General features: G+C 36.4%; 17 protein-coding genes and 1 pseudogene. 3 read left to right on the top strand and 15 right to left on the bottom strand.

Features of this window, described 5'->3' with window-relative positions; genetic code table 11:
• Nucleotides 1-100 precede the first annotated feature (100 nt).
• Both QNH24_RS08305 and QNH24_RS08300 read left to right on the top strand, forming a co-directional pair.
• On the top strand, nt 101-538 hold the full coding sequence (locus tag QNH24_RS08305; RefSeq protein ID WP_283871592.1) for a MarR family winged helix-turn-helix transcriptional regulator: 438 nt from the start codon (nt 101-103) through the stop codon (nt 536-538).
• A 362-nt stretch (nt 539-900) separates the two neighbouring features.
• Nucleotides 901-1644, top strand: coding sequence for a YqcI/YcgG family protein (locus QNH24_RS08300; RefSeq protein WP_283871591.1), 744 nt, complete (start codon nt 901-903; stop codon nt 1642-1644).
• 6 nt (nt 1645-1650) lie between these two features.
• Here the strand turns inward: QNH24_RS08300 and QNH24_RS08295 are convergent, their stop codons facing one another.
• On the bottom strand, nt 1651-2964 hold the full coding sequence (locus QNH24_RS08295; RefSeq protein WP_283871590.1) for an amino acid permease: 1314 nt from the start codon (nt 2962-2964) through the stop codon (nt 1651-1653).
• Between the two features lie 18 nt (nt 2965-2982).
• Nucleotides 2983-3918 (bottom strand): arginine deiminase family protein, encoded by a 936-nt coding sequence (locus QNH24_RS08290; protein WP_283871589.1) that lies wholly within the window; start codon nt 3916-3918, stop codon nt 2983-2985.
• 193 nt (nt 3919-4111) lie between these two features.
• Between QNH24_RS08290 and QNH24_RS26185 the strand changes: the two genes are divergently transcribed.
• On the top strand, nt 4112-4516 hold the full coding sequence (locus tag QNH24_RS26185; RefSeq protein WP_347342956.1) for an NUDIX domain-containing protein: 405 nt from the start codon (nt 4112-4114) through the stop codon (nt 4514-4516).
• Nucleotides 4517-4769: 253 nt separating this feature from the next.
• On the opposite strand, the gene splB is transcribed toward QNH24_RS26185, so the two are convergent.
• From splB to ribB, 13 genes and pseudogenes are all read right to left on the bottom strand, one after another.
• On the bottom strand, nt 4770-5798 hold the full coding sequence (splB, locus tag QNH24_RS08280) for a spore photoproduct lyase (RefSeq protein WP_283871588.1): 1029 nt from the start codon (nt 5796-5798) through the stop codon (nt 4770-4772).
• A 12-nt stretch (nt 5799-5810) separates the two neighbouring features.
• The gene (locus QNH24_RS08275) at nt 5811-6035 is read right to left on the bottom strand and encodes a transcriptional regulator SplA domain-containing protein (RefSeq protein ID WP_283871587.1); all 225 of its coding nucleotides are present in this window, start codon (nt 6033-6035) and stop codon (nt 5811-5813) included.
• Nucleotides 6036-6173: 138 nt separating this feature from the next.
• Nucleotides 6174-6686, bottom strand: a complete 513-nt coding sequence (locus QNH24_RS08270) for a QueT transporter family protein (protein ID WP_283871586.1) — start codon at nt 6684-6686, stop codon at nt 6174-6176.
• A gap of 151 nt (nt 6687-6837) precedes the next feature.
• A complete protein-coding gene (locus QNH24_RS08265) occupies nt 6838-7593 on the bottom strand; it encodes a 3-oxoacyl-ACP reductase (protein ID WP_283871585.1) in 756 nt (251 codons plus the stop codon).
• 54 nt (nt 7594-7647) lie between these two features.
• Complete coding sequence (locus QNH24_RS08260; RefSeq protein WP_283871584.1) at nt 7648-7869, bottom strand: DUF2829 domain-containing protein; 222 nt, start codon at nt 7867-7869, stop codon at nt 7648-7650.
• Between the two features lie 89 nt (nt 7870-7958).
• Entirely contained in the window at nt 7959-8567 is a 609-nt protein-coding gene (locus tag QNH24_RS08255; protein ID WP_283871583.1) for a transglutaminase-like domain-containing protein, read from the bottom strand.
• A 124-nt stretch (nt 8568-8691) separates the two neighbouring features.
• Complete coding sequence (locus QNH24_RS08250; protein ID WP_283871582.1) at nt 8692-9540, bottom strand: GNAT family N-acetyltransferase; 849 nt, start codon at nt 9538-9540, stop codon at nt 8692-8694.
• 24 nt (nt 9541-9564) lie between these two features.
• Nucleotides 9565-10113, bottom strand: coding sequence for a histidine phosphatase family protein (locus QNH24_RS08245; protein WP_283871581.1), 549 nt, complete (start codon nt 10111-10113; stop codon nt 9565-9567).
• A gap of 117 nt (nt 10114-10230) precedes the next feature.
• Nucleotides 10231-11538, bottom strand: coding sequence for a Spo0B domain-containing protein (locus tag QNH24_RS08240; RefSeq protein WP_283871580.1), 1308 nt, complete (start codon nt 11536-11538; stop codon nt 10231-10233).
• A 308-nt stretch (nt 11539-11846) separates the two neighbouring features.
• The gene (locus QNH24_RS08235) at nt 11847-12872 is read right to left on the bottom strand and encodes a C45 family autoproteolytic acyltransferase/hydrolase (protein ID WP_283871579.1); all 1026 of its coding nucleotides are present in this window, start codon (nt 12870-12872) and stop codon (nt 11847-11849) included.
• A gap of 124 nt (nt 12873-12996) precedes the next feature.
• Complete coding sequence (locus QNH24_RS08230) at nt 12997-14457, bottom strand: spore germination protein (RefSeq protein WP_283934529.1); 1461 nt, start codon at nt 14455-14457, stop codon at nt 12997-12999.
• A gap of 126 nt (nt 14458-14583) precedes the next feature.
• Nucleotides 14584-15051 carry a 6,7-dimethyl-8-ribityllumazine synthase gene (gene ribH, locus QNH24_RS08225; protein ID WP_054770326.1) on the bottom strand — a complete coding sequence of 156 codons (468 nt, stop codon included), beginning with the start codon at nt 15049-15051 and terminating at the stop codon, nt 14584-14586.
• Nucleotides 15052-15086: 35 nt separating this feature from the next.
• Nucleotides 15087-15686, bottom strand: a pseudogene (ribB, locus tag QNH24_RS08220) (3,4-dihydroxy-2-butanone-4-phosphate synthase); the annotation flags it as partial.
• Nucleotides 15687-15696 lie beyond the last annotated feature (10 nt).

Raw genomic sequence — 15696 nt, 5'->3', positions numbered from 1 at the left:
TCATTTGATAACAAAATAATAATCCATTTTATTTTTGTTGTCAAATGATAATTGTTTTAAGACAAGTTATTTGTTATCTTGACAGTAAGAGGTGATCCAATTGGATAAAAGCAGTTTATTTCATCAATTCGTGACGTTTACAGCCACTGTCCATCAAGTGACACACGACCTCACTCAAAATGTGACAGTAGCCAATATTACACCGCTTCAATATAAAATTCTCGAATATATTAAAGTAAGCCATCCTGTCACTCCGACTGAAATAAGCGAATGTCAGCATATGTCCCTATCCAACACAAGTCGTGAATTACGAAAATTACAAGAACAAAACCTAATTGAAAAATTTAACGACACAGAGGACCGAAGAAAGCAGTATATTCGCTTGTCCGATGAAGGAGATAAAATGATGGGAGAAGCCTTCGCATGTATCGAAGAACGCTTTTTACAGCTTATTCAACATGCGACACAGAACGATTTAAAAGATATTCAACATGCCCTAAACGTCCTTGAACAAAAGATTTTTCAACAAAAAGATTAACAATATGCTGCTTCAATAGTTTTTTCCTGAGCCTTTGAAGCAGTGGTGATTGTTTTACTCTAAATGTTCTATTAGTGGTGGAAAACGATTACTCATTAATCTATCTTACTCCCTTCCAGAAACTTCAATTGATAGGCGTATAAGTTAAAGATAAGTTTCAATATGAAGAGCAGGTTTCCCCTGTCTATCTAGCAGCATGTGTTTTTTTCCATTTTCCGCAATTTTTTTCCCTTCATAACGTAGAAAACGAATAGTGTGTATAAAAAAAACCGCTTAAAAAATATCGATATATTCATCATGGTTTCGTAACCCATTCGCTTTTTCTTTAATAGTATAAAGGTGTATAGAAGGAGGAGACTCAAGTGGAAGTAGTAGTATTTGACAGGAAGTGGATGGAGGAACATCTTGAGACACTTCCATTTTGGCAACAATCCGCCTATAGGGATTTTGCAGCCACGATTGCTGATGAAGCAAATACCTTTCCATGTGTACCAGCAAGGATGGGTTTTTTATCGAACCATCTACGCTATAGTTTTGTTGAGGATCCACGTCAGGAACAATCGATCAAGACGTTAGCTCAATGCTTAAAGGATTACGCAAAATCCTCGCAAACATATGGGAAATATACAACCCTCGCTGTTTTCTTTCAAACCCCAAACGATATGCTTAACAGTTTTAAAGTATCAGATTATCAACATTTATTTTGGACCATTTTAAACAATTTAACTAAAATTGATGATATCGATTGGCCAAAAGAAATTCCAACTGACCCAACTCACACTGAATGGGAATTTTGTTTTAACGGTGACCCGTATTTCATCTCGTGCGCAACACCAGCCCACAAATTGCGTAGGAGTCGACATTTTTCTACGTTGTTAATGGCGATTCAACCTCGCTGGATATTCGAGGAAATTAATGATACTACTGTATTTGGTCAAAAATTAAAAAAACTAATTCGCCAACGTATTGCTGATTATGATGCGCTTCCAGGACATCCTGATTTAAAATGGTACGGGCAAGAGGATAGTTATGAATGGAAGCAATATTTTTTAAGTGATGACAATCGTAGTCCATCTAAATGTCCTTTTTCACGAATAACAGAATAATGTACATTAAGCTTCTTTTCTTTGCCTTTTCACAACAATCCAGGTCGCAATACCTATTAGGATTATAAAGAGCAGGCTCACGAAAAAACCGAGTCTGCTTGTTTTTTCCCCTAATGTGCCAGATACCGTTACAGCAATAAGCAGCATCCCTAAAGAATTTTTCACCTGCTCCCATTTGGATAACTTCATGAGCTTCATATACGTCACTAAAATAAAGAGCCAGTTATAGATCAACATTAAACCCGCTGCTGTAACCAAATATTCAAAGATCTTTTCTGGCATAAGAAAACCAATTACATTTGTTATCATTAATCCACCCGCTAAAAATAAAAATGCAGGAAATGGTACTTTCATTTTCCCTTTCTTTGCTAATATTTTTGGGGCATCATGATCTTCGGCAAGTGTAACGAGAATCGTAATAACAGCATAGAGTGAAGCTACCATTGTTGAAAAACCTGCAATAATTAAAACGCCATTAAAAATATCTGCCACATAGGGGATATGATAGTCATGAAGCGCTGTAATAAAGGGGCTTTCCTCAACATTGAAATCTTTCCAGGAGACTAGGGCAAACGCAAGTGCGATGGCCATTATAAAAATGATTGTAATGACAATGAGCATAACTCTACCTGCTTTTGGTGCCTCTTTAGGATTTTTTAAATCAATGACCATTAACCCCATTACTTCAATACCTCCATAGGCGTAAAAGGCATACAGTAGTCCAAGCCAAATTCCTTTTATACCTTGCGAGAAAAACTCTTCATAATTCGATTGTAAAGAATCAAGTGTTGCTGATTGTGTACCTTTTAGGATGATCATCACAGCTACGATAATAAACATCATAATTGCTGCGGCCTTTAATACCCCAAAGATATTTTGAAAGTTTTCAAAGCCCTTCATACCAGTGAGGATAACGACTAACCCTAGTGCTGCATAAAGAGACCCAGCCACCCATAATGGCAATGCTGGGAACCAAAACTTCGTAAAAATACCCAGTGCCATCAATTGGCTCCCCATTATAAGGATCTCAGATATCAAATAAACCCAGCCATTACTAAATCCTGCCCATCTACCAAATGCTTGCTTAGCATAGGTACGAAACGAGCCTTTATCAGGGTTCGCCACAGACATTTTGACAAGTCCATCATACACAATGTAAGTACAAACTGCTGCTACTAAAAAAGGAATTAACACAGCAGGTCCACTTTTATGAATGGCCATACTAGTCCCAAGAAAAAAACCTGTTCCTAGTGTACAACCTATCCCGAGAAGCGAAAGCTGCCACCAAGACAATCTTCCTTTACTTGTTTTAGCTGTCATTTTAATCATCCTTTGTGCTTACTTTCTTACTAATGGCAATGTCATGCAACGAATGCCTCCACCGCCTTTTTCAAGTTCTGAAACTTCGACTTCAAGCAACTTCTTTTTTTGTAGTAGTGGATGCTTCATCAATTGCTGTTTCGTTGCTTGCTTACTAATTAATAATGTTTCTGGATCAATATTCACAAAGTTAATATCTGGAATAGTCTTATATTTTTCAAGCCAATATACTTCAAAGCCATGTCGTTGTAAAAATTGTTCCACCATATCAAAATGACTGGTTTGGGCTGTGAACACCTGTACAGGAAAATAACGTACAAAGCTTTTAGCAATCACTAAGTTAACGTTCGCAACATTACAATTCATATCTAAATGAAGCGTATCATTTCCTTTTGGCAGATCAATTACAGCAATTTCAGAAAATCCTTGTTGAAAAATATAAGTTTTCATGCTTTCGATAGCCTCTAATGTTGTTCTCATGCCAAGATTAATGAGCACAGCATCCTTATTTAATAGCATCACATCTCCACATTCCAGTGATTGGGCAGGTTGCAGCTTGCTCATAAAATGTTCTGGAAACCACTTTGCTAAAAGTGAATGAGCAAGTGGATACTCTGGACGTCTTAACGAGCTACCTGCATTTCCCGGTAACATTTTATTACCAATAACACAGGCCAGATCACGCACAAAATAACGATTAATAAGCTGCTTACTTAACAATTGTTGTTCATTGCCAAGTTCTTTGGCATAATCTATAACCTTTACACCTACATGCTCAAATGCTGCCTTCAGTTCCATAAAATTCTCCGTTGCTTTTTTATGGCTAACAGTTGCACTCCAGCCTATGTTCTCCGCTATTTTTAAATCTGTTACATCAAAAATAGAAGGTTCACAAAGCATAACAACCTTCAGTTCCTCATGCTCCGACCAACAATTCACCTGAAATGAGTCCATCCTATTCTCCCCTTCTTCATAACGATTTCTGTTAGCGTTACCATCGTGATTCAGATTATACAAATACAACGAAAAGAAGGATTTCTATATTATTTAGATAATTAATACAAAGATCTAAATAATTATAGAAATGAGTGTTACCGTGGAATACTATCAATTTCGCCTTGGCGAAATTGCGTCCGGATTTTAAATTGTGCGCGCACAATTTATTCCCTTGAAAATCCGTGACACCCGCCGGAGGCTTTATCTTCATTCAGTAGGTGTTTGGACAACCATTGAAAAGGAACCAAAACCGCATTCATCTCACCACCTGTGGAGGTGGGAGTCTTTTGTTTCTGCACTATGCTTTCGATACAAAAAACATTTGCTGAATGAAGATAAATTTTTAAGACAATATGTAGGACATCAGCCTATTATTTTACCTGGTTCAGCTGTCATTATTCTAAATAACGCAAATGAAGTATTATTGCAAAAAAGATACGAAGGCGGGTGGGGACTTCCAGGTGGTTTAATGGAATTAGGAGAAAGCTTAGAAGATACGGCCAAAAGAGAAGTGTTTGAAGAAACAGGGTTGACCATGCAAATCTACAGTTCCTAGGTATTTTTTCTGGTCAAGATTATTATGTTAAAATGTCTAACGGGGATGAATTTTACGCCGTTACAGCCGTCTATTATACAAGAAATGTAAAAGGTGATTTAGTGATTAATTATCATGAATCAGAGACAATGCAATACTTCTCATTAATAGATTTACCAGATAGCTTAACATTTTCAAATCGGAAGTTTATTGAGACATATATATCACAAATACTTTAGAGAGAAAACTACCCAGTTCTCTCTCTATGCTAATGCTACGTAAAATACTCTAATTTGGCTTGAGGAAAAAATTTTTGCATATAACCATACAAATGTTCCTTTATATCTTCCTCTTCTTCTTTTTGATAAATGTATTTGCCTATACCGTACTTACCCCATTTATACCTTCTTACCGTTTCGTCTAATTCTAGCTTCGTCATGGGATAACTTTTTTCAATCACGCGTTTGGCTGGCTTTGTAAAGCGATGCTGAATAAACTCACACGTTATATCCTCTCGTACATCTTTTGGCAATTCTGCATCCAATCGCTCAAACATATGGTAGTAACCCTCCTGCCATCCATCATGAAGATAAATGGGAGCAACGATAAAGCCAAGCGGGTATCCGGCCCTTGCCACTTTACCAGCTGCCTCAATCCGCTTCACTAATGAAGACGTGCCTGGCTCAAAATGCTTAATGACATAATCGGCATTTACGCTAAACCGGAACCTCGTTTTACCATTATGCTTAGCGTCCAATAGATGATCCACGTAATGGAATTTCGTCACAAATCGTAATTGACCTAACTCACTTTGACCAAAATGCTCAATGGCTCGCTTCAATGAATGGGTAAGATGATCAATTCCTACAATATCGGATGTGCAGGATGCTTCAAATCTTGTGATGTCAGGGGCTCGTTCTGTCATATAATGATCAGCCTGTTTCAAAATTTCATCGACATTCACATAGGTACGAATATAAGGCTTACTACCCATAGTTGTTTGTAAATAGCAATAATGACAATGACCCATACAGCCTGTTGCTAATGGAATCGCATATTCTGCTGATGGCTTTGATGTATCAAATTTTAACGTTTTCCGAATCCCTACAACTAATGTAGATTTCGCTACTCGATACTTTTGAAAGTCGTTGTCACCTGGAAGATTTCTCACTTGATTGTGTGAGGTTGTATAACGAATTTCGATACCCATCTGCTCAAACTTTTCTTTTAGCTCCTGACCTAGTGGATACTGGAGTGCATCTGGCTCAAAATAAACAAGCTGAGGGATAAATGGCTTAATCATGGTGGTCCCCCCTCAATGAAAATATTGATGATAGGCTTGCTCAGCCGCCATCTCGCTTGAAAAAATCAATAGGTCATTTGTTATTGGATAATATGTTTCAAATAAAAAAAGGGCTAGCTGCTCTGGTTGTTCTGGATGATAAACCACCGCAGCTTCCTGTATATTCGCTACATCCTGAATATGAGGATTACGATAAAAAATGTAAACGATATCACCGACATTGAATTGTTGCTGCATCTCTTCACCTTCCTCCATCTTTCCATTAGTTTGGTGAAAATATATGAAAATTATGTTTATCTAAAAAAATTCTTTTCAAAATTTTAGCTTCTGAAAAACGCAAAAAACGGGCATCTATTGTCGCCCGCTTTTTAAAGGTTATTTTGATAGATCAATTTTTTTATGAAGTAAATAAATAGTCAGACCGCCTACAGTCATAGACAATAATTCCCCTACGCCCACTGTAAACCATGTAGCCCAAAAAGGAAGATCATAAAGGATTGATAATTGTCCTGCAACCGTAAACATTGATAAAGCAAAAATCAATGCGGTTACCACCATTTTTACAATGTCATTTGTCATATGTTTTGTGATGCTTCTACAAAGTATTAGCACTAGAAAAGTTGCAATTCCACCAATCGGTACATCTAATATCCATGTTGGTGACATGAAATTAGCAAGTATTACGCCTATCGTCACTGCTACAACATAGCGCTTATTGTACAATGCCAGATAATTAAACATCTCTGACAAACGTAGCTGGACAGCGCCAAAGCTAATGACTGACAATAAAACAGTTACAGCCACATATAAAGCTGCAACAAGGGCCGTCTTTGTAAGCTCACTTACTGAAATACGGTGGCTCGACTCTTTTACAATAGATGTATTCAATTTTATTCTCCTTTGTAAAATAGCATCTTTGCTATTTTAGTAATAACTACGACCAAAGGAAGAGAGCTTTTCGCCCTATCTGAAGTGCCGTAGTGCAAGCCATTTTTGCTTACCTGCGTATTATAGCAGAAGAATATCTTATTGAACAATGCTATTTTGTCAGCCAACCACCATCAATTGGCATAATAGTTCCATGAATATAATCAGCCGCAGAACTTGCCAAGAAGAGTGTTAAATTTGCTACTTCGTATGGTTGTGCCCAGCGACCAGCAGGTGTTTCATCGGCTACCCATTTAGCCATTTCCCCATCCCCTTCAAAATCTGCCTTAGTCATGGGTGTTTGAATGGCACCTGGCGCTATAGCATTGGCACGAATACCTTCACGGCAATAATCTAAGTCTAACTGCTTGGTATAGCCAACAATGGCATGCTTAGAAGCTGTATAAGCTGCACCTCCACCACCTGCAACTAGTCCAGCAATCGAGGCCATATTAATAATAACACCAGACTTCCTTTCTACCATATGGGGAAGAATTGTATTCGTCACGAAATAAGTTCCCTTTAGATTGGTATCCATCACAGCATCCCAAAGCGCTTCATCTGTATCCAGTGTTTTGGCAAAGCCATCTAAAATACCTGCCGTATTACATAAAATATCGATTTGCTTAAATAGTGATATTACATTAAAAAACGACTGTTCAACATCCTTTTTATTACTTACACTGCCTAAACAATAAGAAAATTGCCCAGGAAATTGCTGCTGTAAATAGATTAAACCAGCCTCGTCCAAGTCAAACCCAAATACATTTGCGCCATTTTCTAAAAAAGCAATGGCCTGTGCCTGACCAATTCCTGAAGCAGCACCCGTAATAAAAACTGTCTTTCCCTGATACTCTTCAAATTTCATAACATCTCTCCTCAAAACAAAAGAAGCCACCTCTGTTGAGATGGACTCCTTTATTTAATCAACAATGATCCAATCTTCAGCTAATAAATCACAAACTGTCGGTGTAAACATTGTATAGCCTTCACCCCGTACATTAATTAAAAAATAAGGATTTAAAGTCTCGCCTTCATGCTCTTCTTTGCCAACTAGCTTTACATACAATTCTGCACCGCCCCAGCCCTTACGGATTACTTTTTCTCCTGCTTTTAAGCGTGGTAATATTTCTTCAAACGTCATGCCATTCATCCTTTTTCAACATTCTTTATCGAACTAGTATACTGGAATTCTCAAATCTTGACAACAGAATAACGTGCTGCTAAATATCTTTATAAGACATCAGGTAATCGATGCATATACATATCTAATGCATTTGTATGTGCATTTAAAGTAGCTATTGTGTTTTTATTGGGTGCTGTGTAGATAATAGGATAATCTTTTTCTCCTAGCTTCTCGTTTATTGAAAAGGCTAGTATTTCCTCATTTACAGAGAATTCAGCCTGAACGCCTGGTTTATTGCCACGAGCATCTAAACGAATCCAACGATTTAAAGACCTGAGATAAACCCCATTTAAAGCATGGAGACAATAACCTTCCTCTGGGGTATGAAAGAGCATTAATCGTTGATAACAAAAACCAGTTGGAATTCCTGCCCCCCTTAATAGCCCAGCTAATAAATTAGCCTTTGCGTAACAGATTCCCTCACCATATGTTAGAACCTCTGAAGCTTTACAAGTAATATTTGTACTTTGAATGTCCCACGAGTGAGATATTTTATCTCTAACAAATAAAAAAGCTGCCTTCACCTTTTCTATTTCTGAAGATTGGTTCTCAAAAATCTCACCAATTTTTTGATAAATAATTGGATGATTATAATCCACAACATCCAATTCTTGTAAATATTCTTTAAAATCAGTAGCTTCAGGAATTAGCCTCATAAATCTTATTCTCCTTTTAGCATAATTATAACTAAAACTGAATATTAATACAAATGCATTAATATATATGCAATTCAAAACAAAAAAACGCCTTTAAATTAAGACGTTTTTATGCAATGCATTCTTAACTCCAATACTTCTTCATCTGTACCTGCTCTGTTGTCACTTCAAGTCCATTTTTAATGAAAAAATCCGTTGCTGGGTTGCTTGCTAAAAAATTCACTGCTGTGATTTTTACCTTTTCATCCGTTATGGTCGATAGGAAGTACGGTATATCCTCCACCTTACCATTTTCTAATAGCTCTAACTGGTATAGAATAATTGTGTCAATTGCTCCCTCCTGATTCCATACCGTTCTATATAATAGATAACCTATAGCTTCCTGGTCGTCATTATAAAAAACTTTCGCTTCCCCTTGTTTATTGCTTTGCCAGCTACATTGCCATGGAACATCTTCCTTATAAACGGGTAAATGCGCAAGCTGCTCTGGTCTTATCGTGTTGGCCTGAAATGACCTTTGCTTGTCAACTTTCGCCTCAAAATCTCCTCTTAAAAAGAGAAGGTTATTTGTAATGACATAACCAAATTTCTTATATAGAGCAATGGCTACTTCATTCACTTTAATAGCCTCAAGTGTTGCTATTTCAACTTGCTCTCTTTCATAGATGGCTATAGTTTCTTCCATTAAAGTTCGAGAGACACCCTTTCCACGATAATTCGGAGAAACACCTGTTCCTCCATTCCAAGAAGTTTTCTTGCCATCAATTTGTCTAAAACCATTCATCACAATGCCAACTGGTTCACCATTTGCAAATGCAACAATCGACAGCTTTGACGATAGTCCTTCTCCCACAAGTCGAGTTAAAAACATCTCTTCGCTCATATCAATCTCGACAAAATACCCTTCAAAGCCTTTATTCCAAGCATGTAGTCCTTGTTCTAATGTACATTGTGAAAGTGTTTTAATATTCATATTTTCCCTCATTTCAAAGTAAAATTACTGGTAATTAAGTTGAGCTAAATTCTTCAAAGTCAGTTTTTTGACAATTTCATAGCCATTTCCAGCACCAAGTGGCTTCACAACAACCATCCCCATATTTGAAATATGGCCTAACCCTATACCTTCTGGAAAGCTATGGGCAATAATCACTTGATTCATTCGAAATGGAGGCTTCTTTTCTAATACAGCCTGTAAGTTTGACAGTATTCTCGTCTGTTCATTTGGAGGGATTTTTCCACCTAAAGAGTAGATATCAAACCAAAAAGGGTCAATTTGTATATATGTTGTTGGAAATGCAAGCTGTGCCGTCTCAATTGTACGGCAAAAAGGACTTGCGATAATCGGTGGTGCAACTGGGATTTGCCAATGCCTCAGTAGTTGTCCAAAATATATGGCCTCCCTCCGTCCTTCCTCAGATAAATTTCTCTGACTCATACAATCTTGAAAACATAGATTTTGCTGATCTATACCGACCGTTGCTTCTCCATGCCGTGCATATAAAATGAATCCACCCTTTCTCCATAAATCAAGATCTGATATATTCAATTTTCTTTCCTCCTAATAATACCATTTAGCTTCATAGTAATATATGAATTAGCTGTCAGAAACGATTACTACATAGCCAAAAAAGCTTCCTACAATTTATATAGGAAGCTTAGGTGTTTATTTTATTGGAATATTTACAATGGCGGTTGTCTCTAAATGTTTGGATGAATCAATCGAAATTTGCCCATTATATTTATGGACAATTTCATTAACAATAAATAAGCCCTGCCCTCTTATTTTCCCATTTTCTTGTTTTTTAGTGGAAAATCCTTGCTTAAATATTTGACAAGCATCTAAAATATTTGGTCCGGTATTGGTAACTTTAAATTCATAGTACAAATCATCTGCATTACAACAAATGGTTATTCTCCGTTGCCCCTCTGGTAATTCGGTTGCCGCATCAATGGCATTATCAATTAAGTTTGATAAAATTTTAATTAAATCCGTGGTCTTTATTTTATGAAAATCATTCTGTGAAATGGTGAAATCCATATCAATATTATGATTTTGCGCTGTTAATTTTTTCGTTTGCAATAAAATTGATAAGCCAGGATGATTAATATTTAACTTCAGTGACTTAATCGCCTGCACCTCTTTCGACAATGAGGATAAATATTGTTTAGCCTGCTCAGGTTTATCTAGCTGAAGTAGTCCATGCAATACTTGTATATGATTGGTAAAATCGTGTCTTAGAGAGGAGACAGAGGTAATTAAGGTCTTTATTTCAGCTTGATAGGTATCCTCAGTAGCTCCAACCTCTTTGGCAACCTCTTTTTGATACCATCTTTGTAAAAATAAAAATGAACCAATGACGATTAAAATTAATACGCCATTAAAAATAAAGATAAAGAGATTGTCCTCAATTACTTTTCCTTTAATACCATTCAGTGTATCTGCACTTATATCAATGCCAAGATAGGCGATGATAGTACCAGTTTTATCTCTAATTGGTGCTCCAACTGAAAGGTAAGAACCATGTACAGAATCTGGTATTACCTCTGTTACAAATGTTTCTCCCTTATAAGCCCGTTGTACTTGCCGTTCAGGAACCGTACAGACTTCACCAATATCAAAGCCTTCTGTTATTTCGCTAGGCATCCCCATAATCATGGCATGTGATACCTTAGGATTATCTACCTTTAAGGTATAAACAAATAATGCTCCAAGTTTAATTCTCGCATCATTTAAATAGCTTCGTAATTCCCAATAATAATCGTTCTTTTCTGGATTATTTATAAATTGTTGGTACGCATCCACGTCAATAGAGGATGCAATCGAAATAGCAGCTTCAAGGCTTTGGTTCGCAATAGATTCTTCCACCGTTTTTTTCATCTTAATATAAGATGTAAAGATATTTAAACTTGTAAACAGTAGTAATAAAATAGTTGATAGGATTAGGATTAGTTTTAATTTTCGGTTTTTCATACTAAGTGGTACTTCCTCATCTCTAGAAATGAATAATGACATGATGTAGCTGGAGCAAGTTTTTTGATAGTGGCTAATGTCAACAGAAACAAATATGTAAATAGTCGTAATCATTATACTATAATAAACTTCTTCTTATTGTTTGTTGTTTTTTTCTTTAGAGTAATATAGTCTTGTTTATCCTACTTTATCAAAATCATAAAAGCAATTTTTATTTTTAGTGCAGAGCAAAGTAAAAAAAGAGAGTAGCATGGAAGCTACCTCCTTTTTCGAAAGCATGTATGATTTTTACACACAGCTCAACTTTTTTAATTTGTATAGATGATGCCCTTTATCTCTTTTGGAAGCATTAGTGCTCCCTCCAAGTATTCTTTAAATGAAAATGCTGTTGGTTGCGCATTTCCACCTATCCCAACAAGAATCTCTAATGTTTTCGGTTGATAAATAATCGTATGTAATGTGCCAAAGTATTCTTGATAATTATGATAAAATAATGGTGAATTTTCAGTGTTAAAATGTTGATAGAGGGCTGTTGTCGTTAGTTCTTCCTTCAGTAGTTTCGTTAAAAATTGCTTTCTATGAATAGAGCCTTCTATCATTTTCTTATTTTTTTCAATTAATTGTTTAGATTCAAAATGATTTGTACAAATGAAAGAATTTTCCCGCTTGATTACTTGCTTCTGTGGAGAGGCTTCGACTACAATGGCTCTCCCACTACAATCTGTCATAGAATAATTATAGCAGTAACCATGTGGAATTTCCTTTATTAGCATACACGCCTCTTCAATTGTTTTACATTGCTCTAATAGTATACGAATAATTGTAGAGGCGATAAAGCCTTCTTCGGAGTGCTCATGATTAACAAAATGCAGCCCAACTACTAACCCGTATTCATTCATCCCATCCAGTCTACCAATAATTTGCTGACTGAACCCGATACTTGCATAACCATTCTCTGGATTAGAGAAAACAAGCCTAGCATCATACAAAGCTGGACTGAAATCATAATTACGGACATACATCCCATCACGCATAAATGCTGTACAGCCCATCTCCGGAAAAGTAATAGTGTAGCCACTGTACAATCTGAGCACAGTGTCTAACGATAGAGCTGTACCAGCACTCAAGCCCTCCATTTCATTGATAAGCTGTGGACAATGTTTCTGTAAAAGTTGTTTCGCTATTTGAGTATTAGTAGACCTGGTTAAGTGCAATAAAGCATCTTTTTGCATTTGCAATAAAGATAATAGCCCTTTGCTTTGCTGTAAACCAATTTGGTAGTAGCTACCTTTCACATCTTCAACTTTAACGACTAGCTCTTCATAACCTGTCATGTTCATTTTCTCTCCCTTATCAACTCATTTTTCAAAATTATAAAGCTTCAAGTAAATAGAAGGTCAAGGAAATGGTTTATGGAAACAAAGAAAAGAACTAGGTACAGCCAGCTTATACCTAGTCCTATTTTTTTCTTTTATGGGATGTTCTTGTTTTATCCTGCACATTTAAAAATGCTGGACGTTTACCATAGCCTTTAGGAGATAATCTCAATAAAGATTTTTTCATATCCTGCCAATTTAAATCTGCTCCTAAATTTAAGTATGGAATGCCAAGGACTCGCAAATTTGCTGTATATAGAAGAATGAAAAAAATTGCTATAAAGAAGCCATACAAGCCGAAAAATGCTGATGCTAATATAATGATAATGCGAAATATACTCATTGCCGTGACAAAGGATTGATTGACAAGTGTATAGGCTGCGATACTCGAAATAGCAATCACAACTATCATTGGAGGACTTGTAATACCAGCTTTAATCGCTGCATCTCCAATGATTAGACCTCCAACGACACTCATGGATCCACTAATGATACTAGGAAGACGCATATTGGCCTCACGGAACATTTCAAACATAAATACCATTAGTAGTATTTCTAGAATCGTAGGAAATGGAAGCCCTGTCCTTGATTGTACAACTGTTGCTAAAAGAATCAACGGTAATTGATTTTGATGATAAGTCGTAAGTGCTAGCCAAAAGCCTGGTAAAAGCACACTAATTAATATGCCAACAATTCGTAGTAGTCTTTCCATTGAACTAACAATAATCGGAAAATAATAATCCTCGCCTGATTTAAATACTAGCAGCACGTTAGCTGGCGTAATAATGGCATAAGTGACCCCATCCACCATTATCACAATTCTACCGTTAATTAAGGCCTGTAAAGCAAAATCAGGACGACCTGTATAATCATGTCTCGGAAGAATTTTTGCACTTTGCTCGATTCTCTCCATTAAAATATCTCCACTAAATACAATATCCGTATCTACTTTTTTAAGATGTACTTTGATGTCCTCTAGCATTTTTTTATTAACAATATCATCCATATAAAGAATTGCTACAGTTGTTTTAGAACGTTTGCCGATTTCATATGTTTCAACACTTAACGAATTTGTAGGTAATCGTTTTCGTAATAAAGCAATATTAATATCGATATCCTCAATAAAATCGTCTCTTGGACCCTTTATAACTAATTCGAGAGCTGTTTCTCTAGGCTCTCGATTTGGCTTTTTAGGAATATAACTTGTAAATATTAATTGTTCATCTTCAAAATACAGCAGCACATATCCTTTATAAACTTTTGTAATGATGTCCTCTTTTTCAGAGATATTTTTTAAATGAGGAATGTGTAGATGATTTAAAATATCTTCCTCTAATAAATCACCTGAAATTTTTTTTAGCATCGATTGGAGCTCTTGAACAATAACGGTTTGTAGTAATTGTTCATTAATCATCGCATCACAATAAATAACATGTACCGCATGTTGCTGCATTATATACCTTTGAAAAATCACATCAGCAGAGCGTTGAAATAGTGCCTTCAAAGTTTGCAAATTTATGATTTGTTCCATTTGAATACTCATCATCTCCTACTGAGTCAGCTCCAGATTCGTACATGCATCCATATACTTACACAATATTTTCCCCATGCTTGTTTAAAATATTCAGGTTTTACAGATAAGATACTTTAGATAAATTCAAACTTTGTTTTAGCCAATCATTCTCTTTAAATTCGCCATTTCGATAGCAGACATTGCGGAATCATAGCCTTTATTGCCTGATTTTGTACCTGCACGCTCAATAGCTTGCTCAATATTTTCAGTTGTCACAATGCCAAAAATGACAGGTACATCTGTTGTTAATGATACGTTGGCGATTCCTTTTGCCGATTCATTGCATACATAGTCATAATGTGTTGTCGAGCCACGGATCACTGTTCCTAAACCAATGATAGCATCGTATTTCTTTGTTTCTGCAAGCTGTTTTGCAATAAATGGAACCTCAAATGCACCAGGAACCCATGCTACATCAATAAAGTCCTCATCTACACCGTGACGCTTTAAACCATCGAGGGCTCCGTCTAATAACTTACTTGTTATAAATTCATTGAATCGACCTACTACGATAGCAATTTTTAAGTCTGTACCAATTAATTGTGCTTCAAATGTTTTACCCATTTCTAAATTCTCCTTTTTTAAATTGTCATTTTGAGATTTTGCTGGCGATATAACGCCAATTCTTCAATTGAAATTATTTTTAGCTGATGATGCGCTGCATAGTTGACTAGTTCATTGAAGCGTAGCATTTTTCCATCGTCCCCCATAATTTCACAAATAATGCCTGCGGGGATACTGTGGCAAAGCTTAGCTAAATCAATGGTTGCTTCAGTGTGACCCCTACGCTCTAACACACCATTCTCCTTTGCGATTAGCGGAAATACATGGCCTGGTCTACGAAAATCATTTGCCTTCGCTTGTGGTTCAATCATTTTTTTAATTGTCATTGCGCGTTCAAAGGCGCTTATTCCTGTCGTTGTATCCATATAGTCGATACTAACGGTAAATGCTGTTTGATGATTGTCTGTATTATTACTTACCATCGGTTGTAAGGCTAATTTTTGTGCGAGCTGCTGTGTAATTGGTGTGCAAATAAGTCCTCTTCCATATGTCGCCATAAAGTTTATCGTATCAGGTGTCATATACTCTGCTAAAGCCAATAAATCTCCTTCATTTTCTCGATCCTCATCGTCTACTACAATAATCATCTTGCCCTGTTTTAAATCCTCTATTGCTTCTTCAATTGTATGCAGCAATATTGGCACC

The organism is Lysinibacillus pakistanensis (genome assembly GCF_030123245.1).
GTDB lineage: Bacteria > Bacillota > Bacilli > Bacillales_A > Planococcaceae > Lysinibacillus > Lysinibacillus pakistanensis.
The sequence above is the reverse complement of the archived record's forward strand: the minus strand, read 5'-3'. Positions and strand labels throughout refer to the sequence as shown.

Coding starts and splice junctions, on each gene's coding strand:
- QNH24_RS08240 (WP_283871580.1), bottom strand. CDS start 11,538: ATGAAAAACCGAAAATTAAAACTAATCCTAATCCTATCAACTATTTTA.
- QNH24_RS08265 (WP_283871585.1), bottom strand. CDS start 7,593: ATGAAATTTGAAGAGTATCAGGGAAAGACAGTTTTTATTACGGGTGCT.
- QNH24_RS08275 (WP_283871587.1), bottom strand. CDS start 6,035: ATGCAGCAACAATTCAATGTCGGTGATATCGTTTACATTTTTTATCGT.
- QNH24_RS08295 (WP_283871590.1), bottom strand. CDS start 2,964: ATGACAGCTAAAACAAGTAAAGGAAGATTGTCTTGGTGGCAGCTTTCG.
- QNH24_RS08250 (WP_283871582.1), bottom strand. CDS start 9,540: ATGAATATTAAAACACTTTCACAATGTACATTAGAACAAGGACTACAT.
- splB (WP_283871588.1), bottom strand. CDS start 5,798: ATGATTAAGCCATTTATCCCTCAGCTTGTTTATTTTGAGCCAGATGCA.
- QNH24_RS08260 (WP_283871584.1), bottom strand. CDS start 7,869: ATGACGTTTGAAGAAATATTACCACGCTTAAAAGCAGGAGAAAAAGTA.
- ribH (WP_054770326.1), bottom strand. CDS start 15,051: ATGGGTAAAACATTTGAAGCACAATTAATTGGTACAGACTTAAAAATT.
- QNH24_RS08235 (WP_283871579.1), bottom strand. CDS start 12,872: ATGACAGGTTATGAAGAGCTAGTCGTTAAAGTTGAAGATGTGAAAGGT.
- QNH24_RS08255 (WP_283871583.1), bottom strand. CDS start 8,567: ATGAGGCTAATTCCTGAAGCTACTGATTTTAAAGAATATTTACAAGAA.
- QNH24_RS08230 (WP_283934529.1), bottom strand. CDS start 14,457: ATGAGTATTCAAATGGAACAAATCATAAATTTGCAAACTTTGAAGGCA.
- QNH24_RS08290 (WP_283871589.1), bottom strand. CDS start 3,918: ATGGACTCATTTCAGGTGAATTGTTGGTCGGAGCATGAGGAACTGAAG.